Origin of the sequence: Rhodococcus sp. NCIMB 12038, assembly GCF_002165735.1 — a bacterium.
GTDB lineage: Bacteria > Actinomycetota > Actinomycetes > Mycobacteriales > Mycobacteriaceae > Rhodococcus_F.
This window is the reverse complement of sequence record NZ_NHML01000029.1, coordinates 1-14,273: the sequence shown is the minus strand read 5'-3', so window position 1 is coordinate 14,273 and position 14,273 is coordinate 1. Positions and strand designations below refer to the sequence as shown.

General features: G+C 66.1%; 14 protein-coding genes. 6 read left to right on the top strand and 8 right to left on the bottom strand.

Annotated features, from left to right (window positions below; translation table 11 throughout):
* Positions 1-10: 10 nt before the first annotated feature.
* A complete protein-coding gene (locus CA951_RS32770; protein ID WP_087560841.1) occupies positions 11-1,006 on the bottom strand; it encodes an alcohol dehydrogenase catalytic domain-containing protein in 996 nt (331 codons plus the stop codon).
* Between the two features lie 119 nt (positions 1,007-1,125).
* On the opposite strand from CA951_RS32770, the gene CA951_RS32765 reads away from it, so the two are divergent.
* Both CA951_RS32765 and CA951_RS32760 read left to right on the top strand, forming a co-directional pair.
* Positions 1,126-1,386 (top strand): hypothetical protein, encoded by a 261-nt coding sequence (locus CA951_RS32765; RefSeq protein ID WP_087560840.1) that lies wholly within the window; start codon positions 1,126-1,128, stop codon positions 1,384-1,386.
* A 107-nt stretch (positions 1,387-1,493) separates the two neighbouring features.
* The gene (locus CA951_RS32760) at positions 1,494-2,756 is read left to right on the top strand and encodes a hypothetical protein (RefSeq protein ID WP_087560839.1); all 1,263 of its coding nucleotides are present in this window, start codon (positions 1,494-1,496) and stop codon (positions 2,754-2,756) included.
* 15 nt (positions 2,757-2,771) lie between these two features.
* On the opposite strand, the gene CA951_RS32755 is transcribed toward CA951_RS32760, so the two are convergent.
* The 7 genes from CA951_RS32755 to speB all read right to left on the bottom strand — a co-directional run bounded on the left by CA951_RS32755 (position 2,772) and on the right by speB (position 9,357).
* Positions 2,772-3,518 carry a glycoside hydrolase family 25 protein gene (locus tag CA951_RS32755; protein ID WP_087560838.1) on the bottom strand — a complete coding sequence of 249 codons (747 nt, stop codon included), beginning with the start codon at positions 3,516-3,518 and terminating at the stop codon, positions 2,772-2,774.
* Positions 3,519-3,617: 99 nt separating this feature from the next.
* Complete coding sequence (locus CA951_RS32750; RefSeq protein WP_256974190.1) at positions 3,618-4,784, bottom strand: alpha/beta fold hydrolase; 1,167 nt, start codon at positions 4,782-4,784, stop codon at positions 3,618-3,620.
* Positions 4,785-4,853: 69 nt separating this feature from the next.
* Entirely contained in the window at positions 4,854-5,171 is a 318-nt protein-coding gene (locus CA951_RS32745; RefSeq protein WP_087560836.1) for a hypothetical protein, read from the bottom strand.
* 76 nt (positions 5,172-5,247) lie between these two features.
* Positions 5,248-6,939 (bottom strand): alpha/beta hydrolase, encoded by a 1,692-nt coding sequence (locus CA951_RS32740; RefSeq protein WP_087560835.1) that lies wholly within the window; start codon positions 6,937-6,939, stop codon positions 5,248-5,250.
* Positions 6,932-7,408, bottom strand: coding sequence for a MaoC family dehydratase (locus CA951_RS32735; RefSeq protein WP_087560834.1), 477 nt, complete (start codon positions 7,406-7,408; stop codon positions 6,932-6,934). Before CA951_RS32735 ends, CA951_RS32740 begins: the two co-directional genes overlap by 8 nt.
* A gap of 294 nt (positions 7,409-7,702) precedes the next feature.
* Positions 7,703-8,101 (bottom strand): helix-turn-helix domain-containing protein, encoded by a 399-nt coding sequence (locus CA951_RS32730; RefSeq protein WP_087560833.1) that lies wholly within the window; start codon positions 8,099-8,101, stop codon positions 7,703-7,705.
* A 230-nt stretch (positions 8,102-8,331) separates the two neighbouring features.
* Positions 8,332-9,357, bottom strand: coding sequence for an agmatinase (gene speB / locus CA951_RS32725; RefSeq protein WP_087560832.1), 1,026 nt, complete (start codon positions 9,355-9,357; stop codon positions 8,332-8,334).
* A 108-nt stretch (positions 9,358-9,465) separates the two neighbouring features.
* On the opposite strand from speB, the gene CA951_RS32720 reads away from it, so the two are divergent.
* The 4 genes from CA951_RS32720 to CA951_RS32705 all read left to right on the top strand — a co-directional run bounded on the left by CA951_RS32720 (position 9,466) and on the right by CA951_RS32705 (position 14,130).
* Positions 9,466-10,086 (top strand): helix-turn-helix domain-containing protein, encoded by a 621-nt coding sequence (locus tag CA951_RS32720; protein ID WP_087560907.1) that lies wholly within the window; start codon positions 9,466-9,468, stop codon positions 10,084-10,086.
* Between the two features lie 92 nt (positions 10,087-10,178).
* Positions 10,179-11,636 carry an amino acid permease gene (locus CA951_RS32715; protein ID WP_087560831.1) on the top strand — a complete coding sequence of 486 codons (1,458 nt, stop codon included), beginning with the start codon at positions 10,179-10,181 and terminating at the stop codon, positions 11,634-11,636.
* The gene (locus CA951_RS32710) at positions 11,633-12,433 is read left to right on the top strand and encodes a carbon-nitrogen hydrolase family protein (RefSeq protein ID WP_087560830.1); all 801 of its coding nucleotides are present in this window, start codon (positions 11,633-11,635) and stop codon (positions 12,431-12,433) included. The genes CA951_RS32715 and CA951_RS32710 overlap by 4 nt, the downstream gene beginning before the upstream one ends.
* Positions 12,430-14,130 (top strand): NAD(P)/FAD-dependent oxidoreductase, encoded by a 1,701-nt coding sequence (locus tag CA951_RS32705; protein WP_087560829.1) that lies wholly within the window; start codon positions 12,430-12,432, stop codon positions 14,128-14,130. The genes CA951_RS32710 and CA951_RS32705 overlap by 4 nt, the downstream gene beginning before the upstream one ends.
* The last annotated feature ends 143 nt before the right edge of the window (positions 14,131-14,273 follow it).

Below are 14,273 nucleotides of genomic sequence, written 5' to 3'. Positions count from 1 at the left end.
AAATTTCCGATCAGGAGTGGGGCAGGATATGGACTTTGAGGGCCGAGTCGCTGTGCGCGGCGGCAATGGCATCGCCGTATTCGGCGAGTGAAAATGTGTGTGTGACAAGCTTTTCTGCAGTCTCGGCGATGGAAGGCATCATCGCGACGGCGTCGACGAACGAGTTCGCGACAGACTGCGACCCCACCAGGGTCAACTCGCGGTCGAACAGGTCGTAGGGGCGCAGCGGGATCGTCTTCTCCGAGCTGACCACACCCATCTGCAGCAGGGTTCCGCGCTTGTCGAGCAGGTCGATCGCGGCGGACACCGCGGCCGGGTGCCCGCTGGCTTCGAGCGCGATGTCGGCGCTGCGGGCCGGAAGGTTCTCGTCCGGTGCGAACGCGGCATCGGCGCCGAGATCGAGGGCAGCCTTGCGGCGGGCCGGGCTGGGCTCGACGACGTGAATCGTGCGGGCACCGGCGGCGCGGGCGACCACGACCGCCAGCAACCCGATCGACCCGGCACCGAACACCGTGATCCGGCGATCGGTCAGCGACGGGGACCGCCCGAGACCGTGCAGCACACACGAGAGCGGTTCGATCAACGCACCGGCGGCCATGCTCATCCCCTCGGGGAGCGCATAGACCACCTTGGTCGGCACACTCACCAGCTCCGCGCACGCCCCGTCCGAGGTGACACCGATCGGCACCAGGTAGTCGCAGAGGTTCGGGACACCGGCCAGACAGTCCGCGCACTTTCCGCACGCCACATTCGGATCGACCGCGACGTGCTGACCGACCGAAAAGTTCTCCACTCCCGGGCCGACCTCGACGATCCGACCTGCGAACTCGTGACCCGGCACCACCGGGAACCGTCCGGTCGGGTAGTCGCCGATCACCAGGTGCAGATCCGTCCCGCAGACACCGACCGCCGCCGGCTCGATGACGACCTCACCGTCCCGGGCAACGGGCACCGGGTTGTCCACCAGTTCGTGGTTTCCTCGTCCGTCGAGCACAACCGCGCGCATGTCGCTTTCTCCTCGCCTGCGCCGGACCTGCGCCCGACCGTCGGGCTTCACCAGCGCTGTGACGGAGATTACAACAGTTAGTCCATATCGTCTAGCCCATACGTACTGTACGTACAGAAATGCTGATCGCGCCGACGAGTGACGGTATCGATCACGGCAAGCGGAACTCTTCACGCGAGGTGACCCAGGCCTTTCTGATGACGGCAGGGCGGGCACGGGACAAAGAGCAATCGCCGGACGAGCTGGACGAGGCTTTCCGACGCGAAGTCGCCGACGTGTTCTGTCAGACCCTGTTGCTCGCCCGCTTTCACGACATCGACCGGACGAGTGCCGTGAACGACAAATGGCTGGTGTGGGCGGAGGGCCGAATCGATTCCTGAAATCTTCACGGGTGGTGACGCTTTCGACCCTCCGTCGAATCCGGTCCGCGCGTGCCTTCCCCGGTGTTACCGTGGGAATACTCGTCCTCACCGAAAGGTGCACCTCGATGAGAAGATTCGCTCGAAGAGCCGGTGGAACCATCGTGGCGATGGCGCTCACCGCGGCCGCTTTCGTCGTGTCACCACCACCGGTGTACGGATTTGCCGAGGACATTTGCTACACCGAGGACGGTGCCCCGCCGCACAATTGCGCTCCACTGCCCCCCGAATGTCAACTCGACGATCCCAACTCGCCGATCTGCGGCGCCGAGGCCTTCGTCAGCTACGGGGTCACGTTGCGCCGCCCGCTCGGCGGACGGAGTCTCGTGCACTCGGACTCGACGTACATCATCGCCCGCACCGTCGGTTTTTCCGAACAGGATGCGTACTGGATCGCGGCGTACGACGAGGCCACCGACCTCGGCACGTTCGTCCCACGCGACATCTTCGGCAGGCCTGCCGCCGGCGCCGACGCGCTGACCACCAAGGACATCAGCGGCCTGGTGCGCACCCACTTCGACACCGGCGGGTTCCTCTTCCACTTCCTGCCCACGTTGCGCGGGCCGACGGATCCCCTGCCGAACGGGCTGCAGCCGAACGTCGACGATCCGCGGCACGAGATCATGCTCACGCACCTGCGGACGTGGGCCATGGCCGGGCCGGGAAGCAACGCGCCGCTGTGCACGGGAGGTTTCACGAACCCCTCCGCCAACGGCGACTACGGCACGGGCGCAACGTGTTACGGAGACGCGAACCCGGTCCCGATCAACGGCATGTACAGCCTCGAGACTCCGGCCGCCATCCCGTTCACCAACATGACCGGGCAGCAGGTCATCACCGACAACGTCCTGTCGTCGCAGTTCGACTCCTGGGTCGGCGACAATTCCTGGAATGCCCGGACCGGCATCTACCTTCACGCTCTCGGTGACCGCATCTCGCACCACGTGTGCACCGACGCCGGCACGATCACGCCGCCGGGCCCCGCCGGGCAGGACTTCCGGATCGATCTGAATCAGCCCACCTGCGACCAGGGTCCGCACGCGCTCCGCCACGAATACGAGACGGGTGTGGACTTCGCCGGGCTGAACCCGGAAGACCAGACGACCGAGGCTGCGTTGTCGATGGTGTACGACGAACTCGTCAACTTCGCGCGTACGCGGGGAACGCTGGACGAGAACGCCACCGCGCCCGCGACGAAGAACGCCCTCCTGAACGACGGCCTGCTGCCTGCGCTCGAGATCCGCGAACCGGTCGAGCGACTGACCGCCGTGACCGACGTCGGCTGCCGCGCGGGCGTTACCCCGTTCCCCGGAAATCCGGCCTGCCGCTGATCGCGCCCGCCTGCGTCAGCTGCCGAAGGGGGACGCGCTGTTGGAGTACCGCGCGAAGTCGCCCTGCGCCCCGCTGTAGACGTTGAGGTCGACGTCGCCGTTGACGCCGGGGATGCGACCGGTGCTGGTGTACTGCCAGAACGTCCAGTTGCTCCAGCCGCCGGGGAGGGGGCCGGGCGTGTTCTGGCCGTTGTAGTCGGCGATCCAGAGGGGGTATCCGGCGAACTCGTTGGTGTTCGCCATCGCCGTCCGCCAGAAGGTCGGATAGGTGTAGATGATCGGCTGACGTCCGGTGAGCGATTGGACCGTGTCGAGGTAGCGGTGCGTCCAGTCGATCAGCGCGGCGGGCGGCAGCCCCGCGGACTGCTCGAGGTCGAGGACCGGCGGCATGTCACCCGGACCGTTGATGCCGAGGACCACCGTCGAGTAGAAGGCGGCCTGCGCTTCGGGCGACTGGGTGGGGTCCGCGTAGTGGTAGGCGCCGCGGGCGACCCCGGCGACGCGCATGGCGAGGCAGTCCTGGACGAAGTACGGATTGACGTAGTTGAGGCTCTCGGTGGCCTTGACCATCGCGAAGTCGTGGCCTGCGTTGCGGACGGAGAACCAGTCGATCGGTGATCCGCCCGGGTGTTGCCACGAGGCCACGTCCGGACCTCGGACGGGTTCGGCTGCGGCATGCCCCGGCACCGCGGCCGCGAGTGCACCGGCGAGCAGCAGCGGTGCGATCTTGGAGAACCTTCGGACCTTCACCCCGATAGCCATGCGCCCGAGGGTAGTGGTTGCGGCGTCCGAGTTGTGGGTTCTCGAGCCTCGTGGCCGAATCTTGTCGGGGATGATCACTTGGTGGCCGTGGGGGTGTTCTCACTCGGGTTCGAGGGCAGACCTTTCCGCGACCGAGCGCATGAGGGGAAGCCAATGTTCCTCGAGAGCGGCGTGACCGATGAGCAGTCCGAGATGCCCGGCCTCCACCGAGCGTCGGCTGACCTGCGCCTGGGGGGTCGAGACGTACCGCTCGAGCGCCCAGACTTGCTCGGGCGGCGTGATGTGGTCTGCGGTGCCGGCGATCAGGACGAGCGGACAGGTGATGGCGTCGAGCATGACGGCTCTCCCGCCGACCTCGAGGCCGCCCGAGATCAGCCGATTCGACACGAACAGTTGCTGGATGATCCAGTCGCTGAAGGCCGCCGGCATATCCTCCGTCCATTCGAACCACCGCTTCAGATCGAGATAGCGCTCGACGAAGCGGGGATCGTCGAGGTGGGCGAGAAGGCCCATGGCACGTTCGAATTCGCCGGCCGGCTTGCCGAGTGGGACGCCGACCGCTTGGCTGATTCCGCGCTGCAGTGCCGCAACGGCGGCCATGATCGTTCGGAACGACGCCATCTCGGTTCGCCGGAACATGGGGCTGATCCAGTCGAGGAGCTGGGGCCGTCCGGCATGGAAGTCGATCGGCGCTCCGGCGACGACAAGGGTGTGAACACTGTCCGGGTACAGCGCCGTGTAGATCGTGGCCAGCCATCCGCCCTGGCTGTAACCGACGAGGTTGACCCGTCCTCCGAGGGAGTCGACTGTCTCGGACAGGAGGGCGATGTAGTCCTCGATCGACGCGTCGACGGTGCTGGGACCGGGGGGTTTCCAGTCGAGGCAGTACAGGTTCGTCAGCCCGGACCCGCGGAGGGTGAGCATCAGGCTCCGTCCCGCCGCATAGTCGACGATCGACGAAGCGCGGCCGGACTGTGGTGGCAGTACGAGGGTTGCAACCTGGGCGCGCTCTCCTCGAAGTGCATAGTCGCGAAGATCGGCCAGGGGGCGCTGCCGGCGCACGGTGTTCGGATGCGCCCAGCTCGGGCGTTCCCGCGATGTCACGACTCGCCAGAACTCGGCGAAGTCGGTTGCCACGTCGAGAACGTCAGCGCGTCGTCGGCACAGTCCCGTGAGGTATCCCGACCATCCCTCGATCGCTGCCGCACCCAGCCCGAGCACGGTGGATGGGAGACTTGCATGGTGCTCGGTCGCGCGTGCCGTCACGGTCATCACTCCTCTCGAGGCACGAAAGTGGCCAGCATGGAATCCATGCTGGCCACTCGTCGGTCCGATCTACTTCAGAACCTCGCGCGCAGCCGACGTCAACGCGCTGCTGACCCCGTTGACGAAAGACGTCTGAGCCTTGGTCAAGGTTCCCACCCACTCGAGATTGCTGGCGGCGCCAACCTTCTCCTGGAAGTCCAGCGCACTGCGCAGAGTCTGCTCGTACGTGTCGATCGAGAGGTTGCCGGTCTGCTTCGCGGCCTCGACCAGCTTCTCGTTGAGGGACTGGATCCGCTCGGTGGTGTCGTCGAACGCCTTGCTCAGACCGGCGGTAGCCGCGGTTGCGGCATTGGTCGTGGCGTCGGTGACGGTCTTGGCTGTGGTCATGTTCTGGCTCCTTCGAGTGGATACACATCCCGTATGTCTGCTAGCAAGTTAGCATGGTCATTGCTAACCAGCAATGCTACTGCAGGACATAGGCCCCAGGAGCGTCGCAGACCACGGCATGTTTCTTGCTGCCGATCGCAGGCGCCGCGATCAGGTCGCCGGCGCGCTCGGTCGACCACACCGCCCAGTCTTCCCACCAGGAGCCCGAGTGAGCCTCCGCCTGCCCGCGCCACTCCTCGGGGTCGGACGGCAGGGACCTGCCGTCCCGCGAATCGGGTGCGCCTACGGAGTGAAAAGTGCTCTTGGAATTGGGCGGATTGACCGCTCCCGCGATGTGTCCGCCGTTGGTGAGGACGAAACGGACGTCGCCACCGAGCAGGTGCACGCTCTTGTACGAAGCCGCCCACGGCACGATGTGGTCGTTCACGGCGCCGACGATGTAGGTGTCGCAGGTGATCGCGCCGAGGTCGAGTTGCCGACCGGCCAGGACGTACTCTCCGCGAGCGAGTTCGTCGCGGCCGTAGAGCGAGCGCAGGTATTGCGAATGCATCTTCGCGGGCATCCTGGTGCTGTCCTCGTTCCAGGCGAGGATGTCGAAGGCGGTCGGCTTCTCGCCCTTCATCCAGCGCGACACCCAGTAGTTGAAGATGAGGTCCTTGGCCTTGATCATGTCGAAGGTGTCCGCCATCTCGGCCCCGGACAGGAACCCCTGCTTCTGCATGCGGATCTCGACGCGGTCGAGGGTGTCCGGGTCGACCAGCAATCCCAACTCGCCGACATCGCTGTAGTCGAGCAACGTGTTGAGCATCGTCAGCGCGCTGATCCGTTCGTCCCGCGTGGCCGCAAAGCGCGCCGCAGCCATCGCAGCGATCGCGCCGCCGAGGCAAATCGAGAGCACCTCGATCTTGGGCGAGCCGGTGACCTCCTCGACGACGTCCATGGCGGCACCGAAGCCCTGGACGAAATAGTCGTCCATGGTGACGTCCATCATGGATTCGTCGGGATTGCGATACGAGATGGCGAATACCGTGCGACCGTGCTTGATCGCCCACTCGGTGAGGCTGCGGTTCGGTGCGAGATCGAGAATGTAGTACTTGTTGATCCACGGCGGCGAGACCAGGATGGGGATCGCGTGGACGGTCGGGGTCTGCGGCTCGTACTGGATGACCTCGATCAACTCGTTGCGGAAGACGACCTTGCCCGGTGTGGCGGCCAGATTCACACCCAGAGTGAAGGCGTCCCGATCCACTTTCACCGGTTGCCCCTTGCGCTTGACGATGTCGTGCGCGGCGAACCGCGCGCCACGCAGCAGGCTCGCGCCTCCTGTATCGAAGGCACGGGTGATCACGCCCGGGTTGGTCAAAGCGAAATTGGTGGGCGCCACGGCGTCCATGAACAGGTTGAGGAATTGCCGGGCCTTCGCATCCTGCAGCACATCTCCGGCGCCCGCCGCGCTCAGGTCGTCGACGAGGCCTCGTGTGGCGAAGTAGCTCTGGCGGAGGGCGAAGAACGCCGGGTTCTCGCGCCACGCCGAATCGGCGAACCGCTTGTCGCGGAGATCTACCGGCAAAGGCGGATTCGGATCCTCCTCATTGAACACGCGCAGTGCGGCACCGGGAATTCGTGCAAGGCGGGTGGCGTAAGTCGTCGACGCCGTGGCCAGGGCCTGCGGATTCTTGACTGCGCGGCCGGCGACGGAAGCAACAGCGGGACCCCAGCCGATCGGGTCGACCCTGGACGCGAACTTCTTCTGTACATTCTCAAACACTGATATCCCCCAGGTAGCGAATGATCATGTCGGCGATGCAAGCGGGCCGTTCGGACCCCTCCACAAGGAACGTCAGGGCTGCTGTCAGCTGATATCCGCCCTTGCACGGTTCCACCGCGGTGATCTCGGCAGCCAGGCGTACGTGGGATTCGACGGGAACGGGGGCCGTGAACCGGGCCCGGCCGATGCCGCAGTTGATTACCTGGTCGCTGCCGGTGACGTCCAAGAGTTGCCAGAACAGGCTCGGTGCCAACGACAGGGTCAGAAAACCGTGGGCGATCGTCGTCCCGAACGGTCCTTGCTTCGCGCGTTCGGGATCGACGTGAATCCACTGGCGATCGTTCGTCGCGTCGGCGAACTGATCGATCTGATGCTGGGTGATCCGTACGGGCTCGGACGTGCCGAGCGCGGTGCCGACAAGTCGGGGAAGATCCTTCAGGCCGACGGTATGCGAAATGGTTTCTGTCATCAGTAGGGTTGTTCCTCGACCGGAAAGGTCATGTTCTCTAAGGGAATCCGCGTTTGGCCGTGGTGCGCGGGCTCCTGTGCGGGCGGCCGAATCGAACAGTCGCACACCTCGAATTGATTTACACCTTACCGAGTAGTATGTTGTGCCCCTTCGCACGGAAGGTACCCCTCTTGTCCTGCGACTCCACAGGACTGCCCCGCGCCCCATCTGCGGGTACATGGGGCCGCAGGTACGCCATGGAGGCATATGTGATTTAGATCACAACAACGCTTCGACGTGACGCAGCGGACGAGATCAGTCGCCGAGGTCACCATTCGGGTCGTCGCTCCGCGACGGGCGCTTCCGCCTGGCGATCGTGACTTCCCGGAATGCCTCGTACATTTCCTCGACGGCATTGCGTTGCGAAGTGGTGAGATCCGGATCTTCGCGGATCGCCTTCGTCACCGCGGAGAGGCCTTCACCATGCGACCGCGAGGACTCGGCGACGAGCGCGTCCGCCGACAGATGAAGATGGTCGGCGATGGCATGTAGGACACGGTCGCTGGGCTCGCGCAGATTCCGTTCGATCTGCGAGAGGTATGGATTCGAGATTCCCACCATCGCAGCCAGCTGACGCATCGGCAGCTCGGCGAGCTCCCGCTGGCGCCGTATCAGCTCACCCAGCGTCAAGCGGCGCGGTTCGTCCTCGTCCATTTGTCGAATCATAATTGCCGACCCCCGTCTTCAGGGGCTGCGCTGTCGGTGGTTGCGATCTCCGCTCGACGATCGGCCACTACAGAATTTCCGAATCGAGTTGACCAGGGATTTCATACGAGTCGGCGACAAGTTGATGTCCCCTCTGCCGCAACCATGCCGGGCACGAGCCGGCTGGCGCTTCGGATGAGGACGCATTGGTGGAATTGCTCAACCAAGCGAGAGGGGTGTCACTTGGTCACATACGCCGCCTGCCGGAGCGCCTCGCCGCGCCCTGCCCGTCCCGGGGCCGTCGACGCGTTGATCGCCAGCACCGACAGCAACTCGTACGCGACGTGCGCCGCCGCGATGCCGGTGATCTCGGCGTGGTCGTACGCGGGCGCGACCTCCACGATGTCGGCGCCGACCACGTTCAGGCCGACGAGTCCGCGCAGTGTGTTCAGCAGTTCGCGGGACGTCATGCCGCCGGCCTCGGGGGTTCCGGTGCCCGGCGCGTGCGCGGGATCGAGGACGTCGATGTCCACGGACACGTAGACCGGGCCGCCGTCGAGCCGTCGACGCATCCGTTCGACGATGCTGGCGACACCGTCCACCTCGTAGTCGTCGGAGCGGATGACCTGGAAACCGAGAACGGCGTCGTCCTCGAGGTCCTTCTTGCTGTACAGCGGGCCGCGGATGCCGATGTGTTGCGACCGCTCGAGGTCGATCAGCCCCTCCTCGCTGGCCCGCCGGAACGGGGTGCCGTGCGTGAAGGGGGCGCCGAAGTAGGTGTCCCACGTGTCGAGGTGGGCGTCGAAGTGCAGGACCGCGATGGGGCCGTGGTCGCGGGCGAGGGACCGCAGGATCGGCAGGGCGATGGTGTGGTCGCCGCCGAGCGTCAGCACGGTCGAACCGTCCTTGCGCAGGTCGGTGACGGCGCCGTCGACCGTGGCCAAGGCTTCCTGGATGTCGAACGGGTTGACGCCGATGTCGCCGAAGTCGGCGACCTGCTGCGCCGCGAAGGGGTGCACGTCGAGTGCCGGGTTGTACGGACGCAGCAGCTTCGACGCGGCACGGATGTGACCGGGGCCGAACCGGGCGCCGGGACGGTAGCTCACGCCGGAGTCGAACGGGACTCCCAGCACCGTGACGTCGGCGCGGGACACCTCGTCGAGCCGCGGGAGGCGGGCGAACGTGCTGGGTTCGGCGTAGCGCGGGGTGCGGGTGGCGTCGACGGGGCCCTTGATGCGGGTTGGGTCCGTGTTCTCTGTACTCATCGGAATCCTTCGGTGTGTGCCGGAGACGTGGCTTCGTCGTATCGTTTCCTTGGAACGCATTCTTGTCAACACCTGTTTCCTATACGAGACACGATGAAGGAACGATGCATGGCGAACGAGCTCGCAACCGAAGGTCCGTCGGGCGTCGACGCGCCCAGGATCGGCCCCCGGCTCAAGGCGGCGCGAATGGCCCAGCGCCTGACGCTCGACGAACTGGCGGCCGGATGCGGCATCACCAAGGGCTACCTGTCGAAGATCGAGCGGGACCACGCGAGCGCGTCTGTGGCCACGCTGGTGCGGATCTGCGCCGCGCTGAACATTCCCGTCGGGTCGCTGTTCGAGAGCTCCGCCGCAGGTGAGGTCGTGCGGGCCGACAATTACCCGCCGATCAGCTTCGGCGGGGAACGCATGGCCGAGTTCCTGCTGACCCCGTTCGGCGAGCGCCGCATCCAGTCGCTGCTGAGCAGGATCGAACCCGGCGGCGGCAGCGGGTCGGAAACGTACGAACTACCCGTCGACGTCGCCTTCGTCTTTGTCGTGTCCGGCCGGATCGGCATTTCCTTCAACGGCGCGGGGGCTGCGGAGGACGTGTCGCTGGGGACCGGTGACGCGTTCACCTTCTCCCCGCAATTGCCGCACAGCTTCCGCGCGCTCGGCGACGAGACCGCGACCGTCCTGTGGATTCTCGCCCCCGCACTCCCGGACGACGTCCGGCCTACGTCCCGATAGGAAACTATCAGCGGCTTAGGAAACATGTGTTGACAGTCACGGCTCGCCCGTTCATTGTTGTGCGCATCACTCCACCGCTCAGGAGCTCAACGTTGGATATCACCAAGATTTCTCCGCGCCCGCCCGGACTGGCCGGCGCACTCCGCGCCCGTAAATCGGTCGAGGCGATCGTCGCGCGCAACGACCAGGAACCCGGTCACGGCCTCAAGCGGTCGATGGGCCTCGTGCACCTCACCGCACTGAGCATCGGCGCCTCGCTGGGAACGGGCATCTTCGTCATTCTCGGCGAGGCGACACCCAAGGCAGGCCCCGCCGTGGTCCTCGCGTTCGTGCTCGCGGCGTTCACCGCGCTGTTCTCCGCCCTCTCCTACGCGGAACTCGCGGGCAGCATCCCCGTCTCCGGTAGCTCCTACTCGTACACCTACGCGACCATGGGCGAACTGTTCGCGTGGATCTGCGGCTGGTGCCTGATGCTCGAGTACGGCGTCTCGGTCGCGGCCGTCGCCGTCGGCTGGGGCGAGTACATCAACGAACTGCTCCACGGCATGTTCGGCATCGCACTACCGGCTGCGATCAGCGAATCACCGGGAGCGGGCGGCATCGTCAACGTGCCCGCCATCGTCATCGTGCTCGTCGCGGTGGCGCTGCTGACCCGCGGAGCGTCCGAGAGCGCTCTGGTCAACACGATCATGGTCGCGCTGAAGATCCTCGTGCTCGTGTTCTTCTGCGCGGTCGCGTTCACCGCGTTCCGCGCCGGGAACTTCACGCCGTTCATTCCCCTCGGCGCGGCCGGCCTCACGGCCGCGGCCTCCCAGGTGTTCTTCGCCTACATCGGATTCGACGCCGCCTCGACCGCCGGCGACGAGGCGAAGAACGCGAAACGCGACCTTCCCCGCGCCATCATCCTCTCGCTCGTGATCGTCACGGCCCTCTACTGCCTGGTCGCGATCGCGGCCGTCGGCGCGATGCCCTGGCAGGACATCGCGGGCGAGGGCGCCGCACTCGCGACCATCCTCGAGGCCGCCACGACCAGCACCTGGCCGGCCGTGCTCCTGTCCGCGGGTGCCGTGAGCGCCATCGCGAGCGTCGTCCTCGCCGTGATGTACGGGCAGACCCGGATCCTGTACGCGATGTCGCTCGACGGTCTCGTTCCGCGCGTATTTTCCCGCGTCAACCCGCGCACCCGGGTGCCCGTCGTCAACATCGTGGTCGTCGGCGCCGTCGTCTCCGCGCTCGCAGGGTTCGTGCCGCTGGGCGAACTGGCCGACGCGACGAGCATCGGCTCGCTGTTCGCGTTCATGCTCGTCAACATCGCCGTGATCATCCTGCGCCGGCGGCACCCCGACCTGCACCGCAGCTTCCGGACGCCGCTGTTCCCGCTGATGCCGGTCCTCGGCGTGGTGTTCTGCGCGCTGCTGCTGTTCGGCCTCGGCGTCTCGACGTGGGTGGCGTTCGCCCTGTGGATGGCGGTGGGGCTCGCGATCTACTTCGCGTACGGCGTCCGCAAGTCCGAACTCCGCAACAGTCCGGAAGCGGTGGAGGCACGATGAGGGCGGCACTGTTCCAGGGTCCCGAGCTCTCCTCCGACGTCGCGCCGAACCTCGCCGCCGTCGCCTCCGCCGCGCAGACGGCAGCGGCCGCCGGGGCGTCCATCCTGGTCTGCCCGGAAATGTCGGCCACCGGCTACAACATCGGCCCCCTCATCGCGCAGCGGGCCGAACCCGCCGACGGACCGATCGCGGCCCGGATCGCGGAGATCGCGCGCGCGTCCGGCATCACCGTCGTATACGGCTACCCCGAGGCGGACGGCGACGTCGTCTACAACAGCGTGCAGGCTCTCGACCCGTCCGGGAACTCGCTCGCGAACTACCGCAAGACCCACCTGTTCGGTGACCTCGACCGCGCGCACTTCGCCGCCGGCGGCGAACTCGTGGTCCAGTTCGACCACGACGGCATCCGGTGCGGACTCCTGATCTGCTACGACGTCGAGTTCCCGGAAGCCGTTCGCGCGCACGCCGACCGGGGCACTCAGTGGCTGATCGTCCCCACCGGCCTGATGAGCCCGTACGAATTCATCGCGGAGAGCGTCGTCCCGACCCGGGCCTACGAGAGCCAGGTGTTCGTCACGTACGTCAACCGGTGCGGCACTGAAACCGACCTCGACTACTGCGGATCCAGTTGCGCGATCGCACCCGACGGCACCGAACTCGCCCGGGCGGGCCGCCACGAAGAACTGGCGATCGTCGACTTCGAACTCGACGTCCTCCACCGATCCCGCCGCGACAACACCCATCTCGACGACCGACGCGTCGACCTCTACCCCTTTGTGCAGGAGAAGACTTCATGACGATCCCCGTCACCCCGGACAGCACCGCCACGGACACCGACGTCCCGCCGCTGACGATGTTCGGTCCCGACTTCCCGTTCGCCTACGACGATTACGTCACCCACCCGTCGGGCCTCGGTTCGGTGCCCGCCGACCGGCACGGCACCGAGGTGGCGGTGATCGGCGGCGGACTGTCGGGCATGGTCACGGCGTACGAACTGATGAAAATCGGCCTCAAACCGATTGTCTACGAGGCGGATCAGATCGGTGGCCGGATGCGGTCGCAGCCGTTCGAGGGACATCCGGGTGTGGTGGCCGAGATGGGTGCGATGCGATTCCCACCGTCGTCGACCACCCTCTTCCACTACCTCGACGCCACCGGATTGCGGACCGAGGCGTTCCCCAACCCGCTCGCCGACGCCACCCCCAGCACGGTCATCGACCTCAAGGGCGAAACGTATTACGCACAGCACCTCGACGACCTGCCGCACGTGTTCCGAGAGGTCTCCGACGCGTGGCAGCGCACGCTCGAGGAGCACGCCGAACTGATCCCGCTGCAGCAGGCGATCCGCGACCGCGACACCGCCGAACTGAAGCGGATCTGGAACGACCTCGTGGTCCGGCTGGACGATCAGACGTTCTACGGCTTCCTCGCCTCGTCCAAGCATTTCGCGTCGTTCCGGCACCGGGAAATGTTCGGGCAGGTCGGTTTCGGAACGGGCGGCTGGGACACCGACTTCCCCAACTCGATCCTCGAGATCCTGCGCGTCGTGATCACCGCCGCCGACGACCACCACCGCGGCATCGTCGGCGGGTCGCAGCAACTGCCGCTGCACCTGTGGACGGATACCCCGACCGGGATGGCGCACTGGCCGGACGGAACGTCGGTGCGCTCGCTGAACGGCGGCGACACCCGTCCCCGCGTCACCGCGGTCCGGCGCACCGCACCCCATCAGGTGACGGTCACCGACTCGTCCGGTGAGATCCGCACCTACCCGGCCGCCGTCTTCACCGCGCAGAGTTGGATGCTGCTCAACAACATTCACTGCGACGACGACCTGTTCCCGATCGACCACTGGACCGCCATCGAACGCACCCACTACATGGGTTCGACGAAGGTGTTCGCCCTCGTGGACCGTCCGTTCTGGAAGGACAAGGACCCGGTCACCGGCCGCGACCTCGTCAGCATGACGCTGACCGACCGGATGAGCCGCGGCACCTATCTTCTCGACCAGGGCGACGACAAGCCCGGCCTGATCTGCCTGTCCTACACGTGGTCCGACGATTCGCTCAAACTGCTGCCGCTCGACGCGACGGAGCGGATGAACCTGATGATCAAGTCACTCGAGGAGATCTACCCGGGCGTGGACTTCCGCAGCCACATCATCGCCACCCCCGTCACGCTGTCCTGGGAGACCGAACGCGACTTCATGGGCGCGTTCAAGGCGAACCTGCCCGGCCACTACCGGTACCAGGAACGGCTGTTCAGCCATTTCGTTCAGGACGAACTCGACCCGCGGCACCGCGGAATCTTCCTCGCAGGCGACGACATCTCGTGGACCGCGGGCTGGGCGGAAGGCGCCGTGCAGACCGCACTCAACGCCGTCTGGGGAGTGATGCACCACCTCGGCGGCGCCGCCCCCGCCGACAACCCCGGCCCCGGCGACCGGTACGCCGAACTCGGTCCCATGCGCTTCGCGCCTGTGAGTACTTATTAACCTGGATCCACCGATGCCGGGTGGGGTTGGGTGAGTCGAAACGGCGAGATGCCCTTGCGTGCTGACAGAATTGGACTTCTCACAGAACCAGTTCGATCGACACGAAGGGCATCTCTAGGGTGCAACTATCCCACACCCGCCCG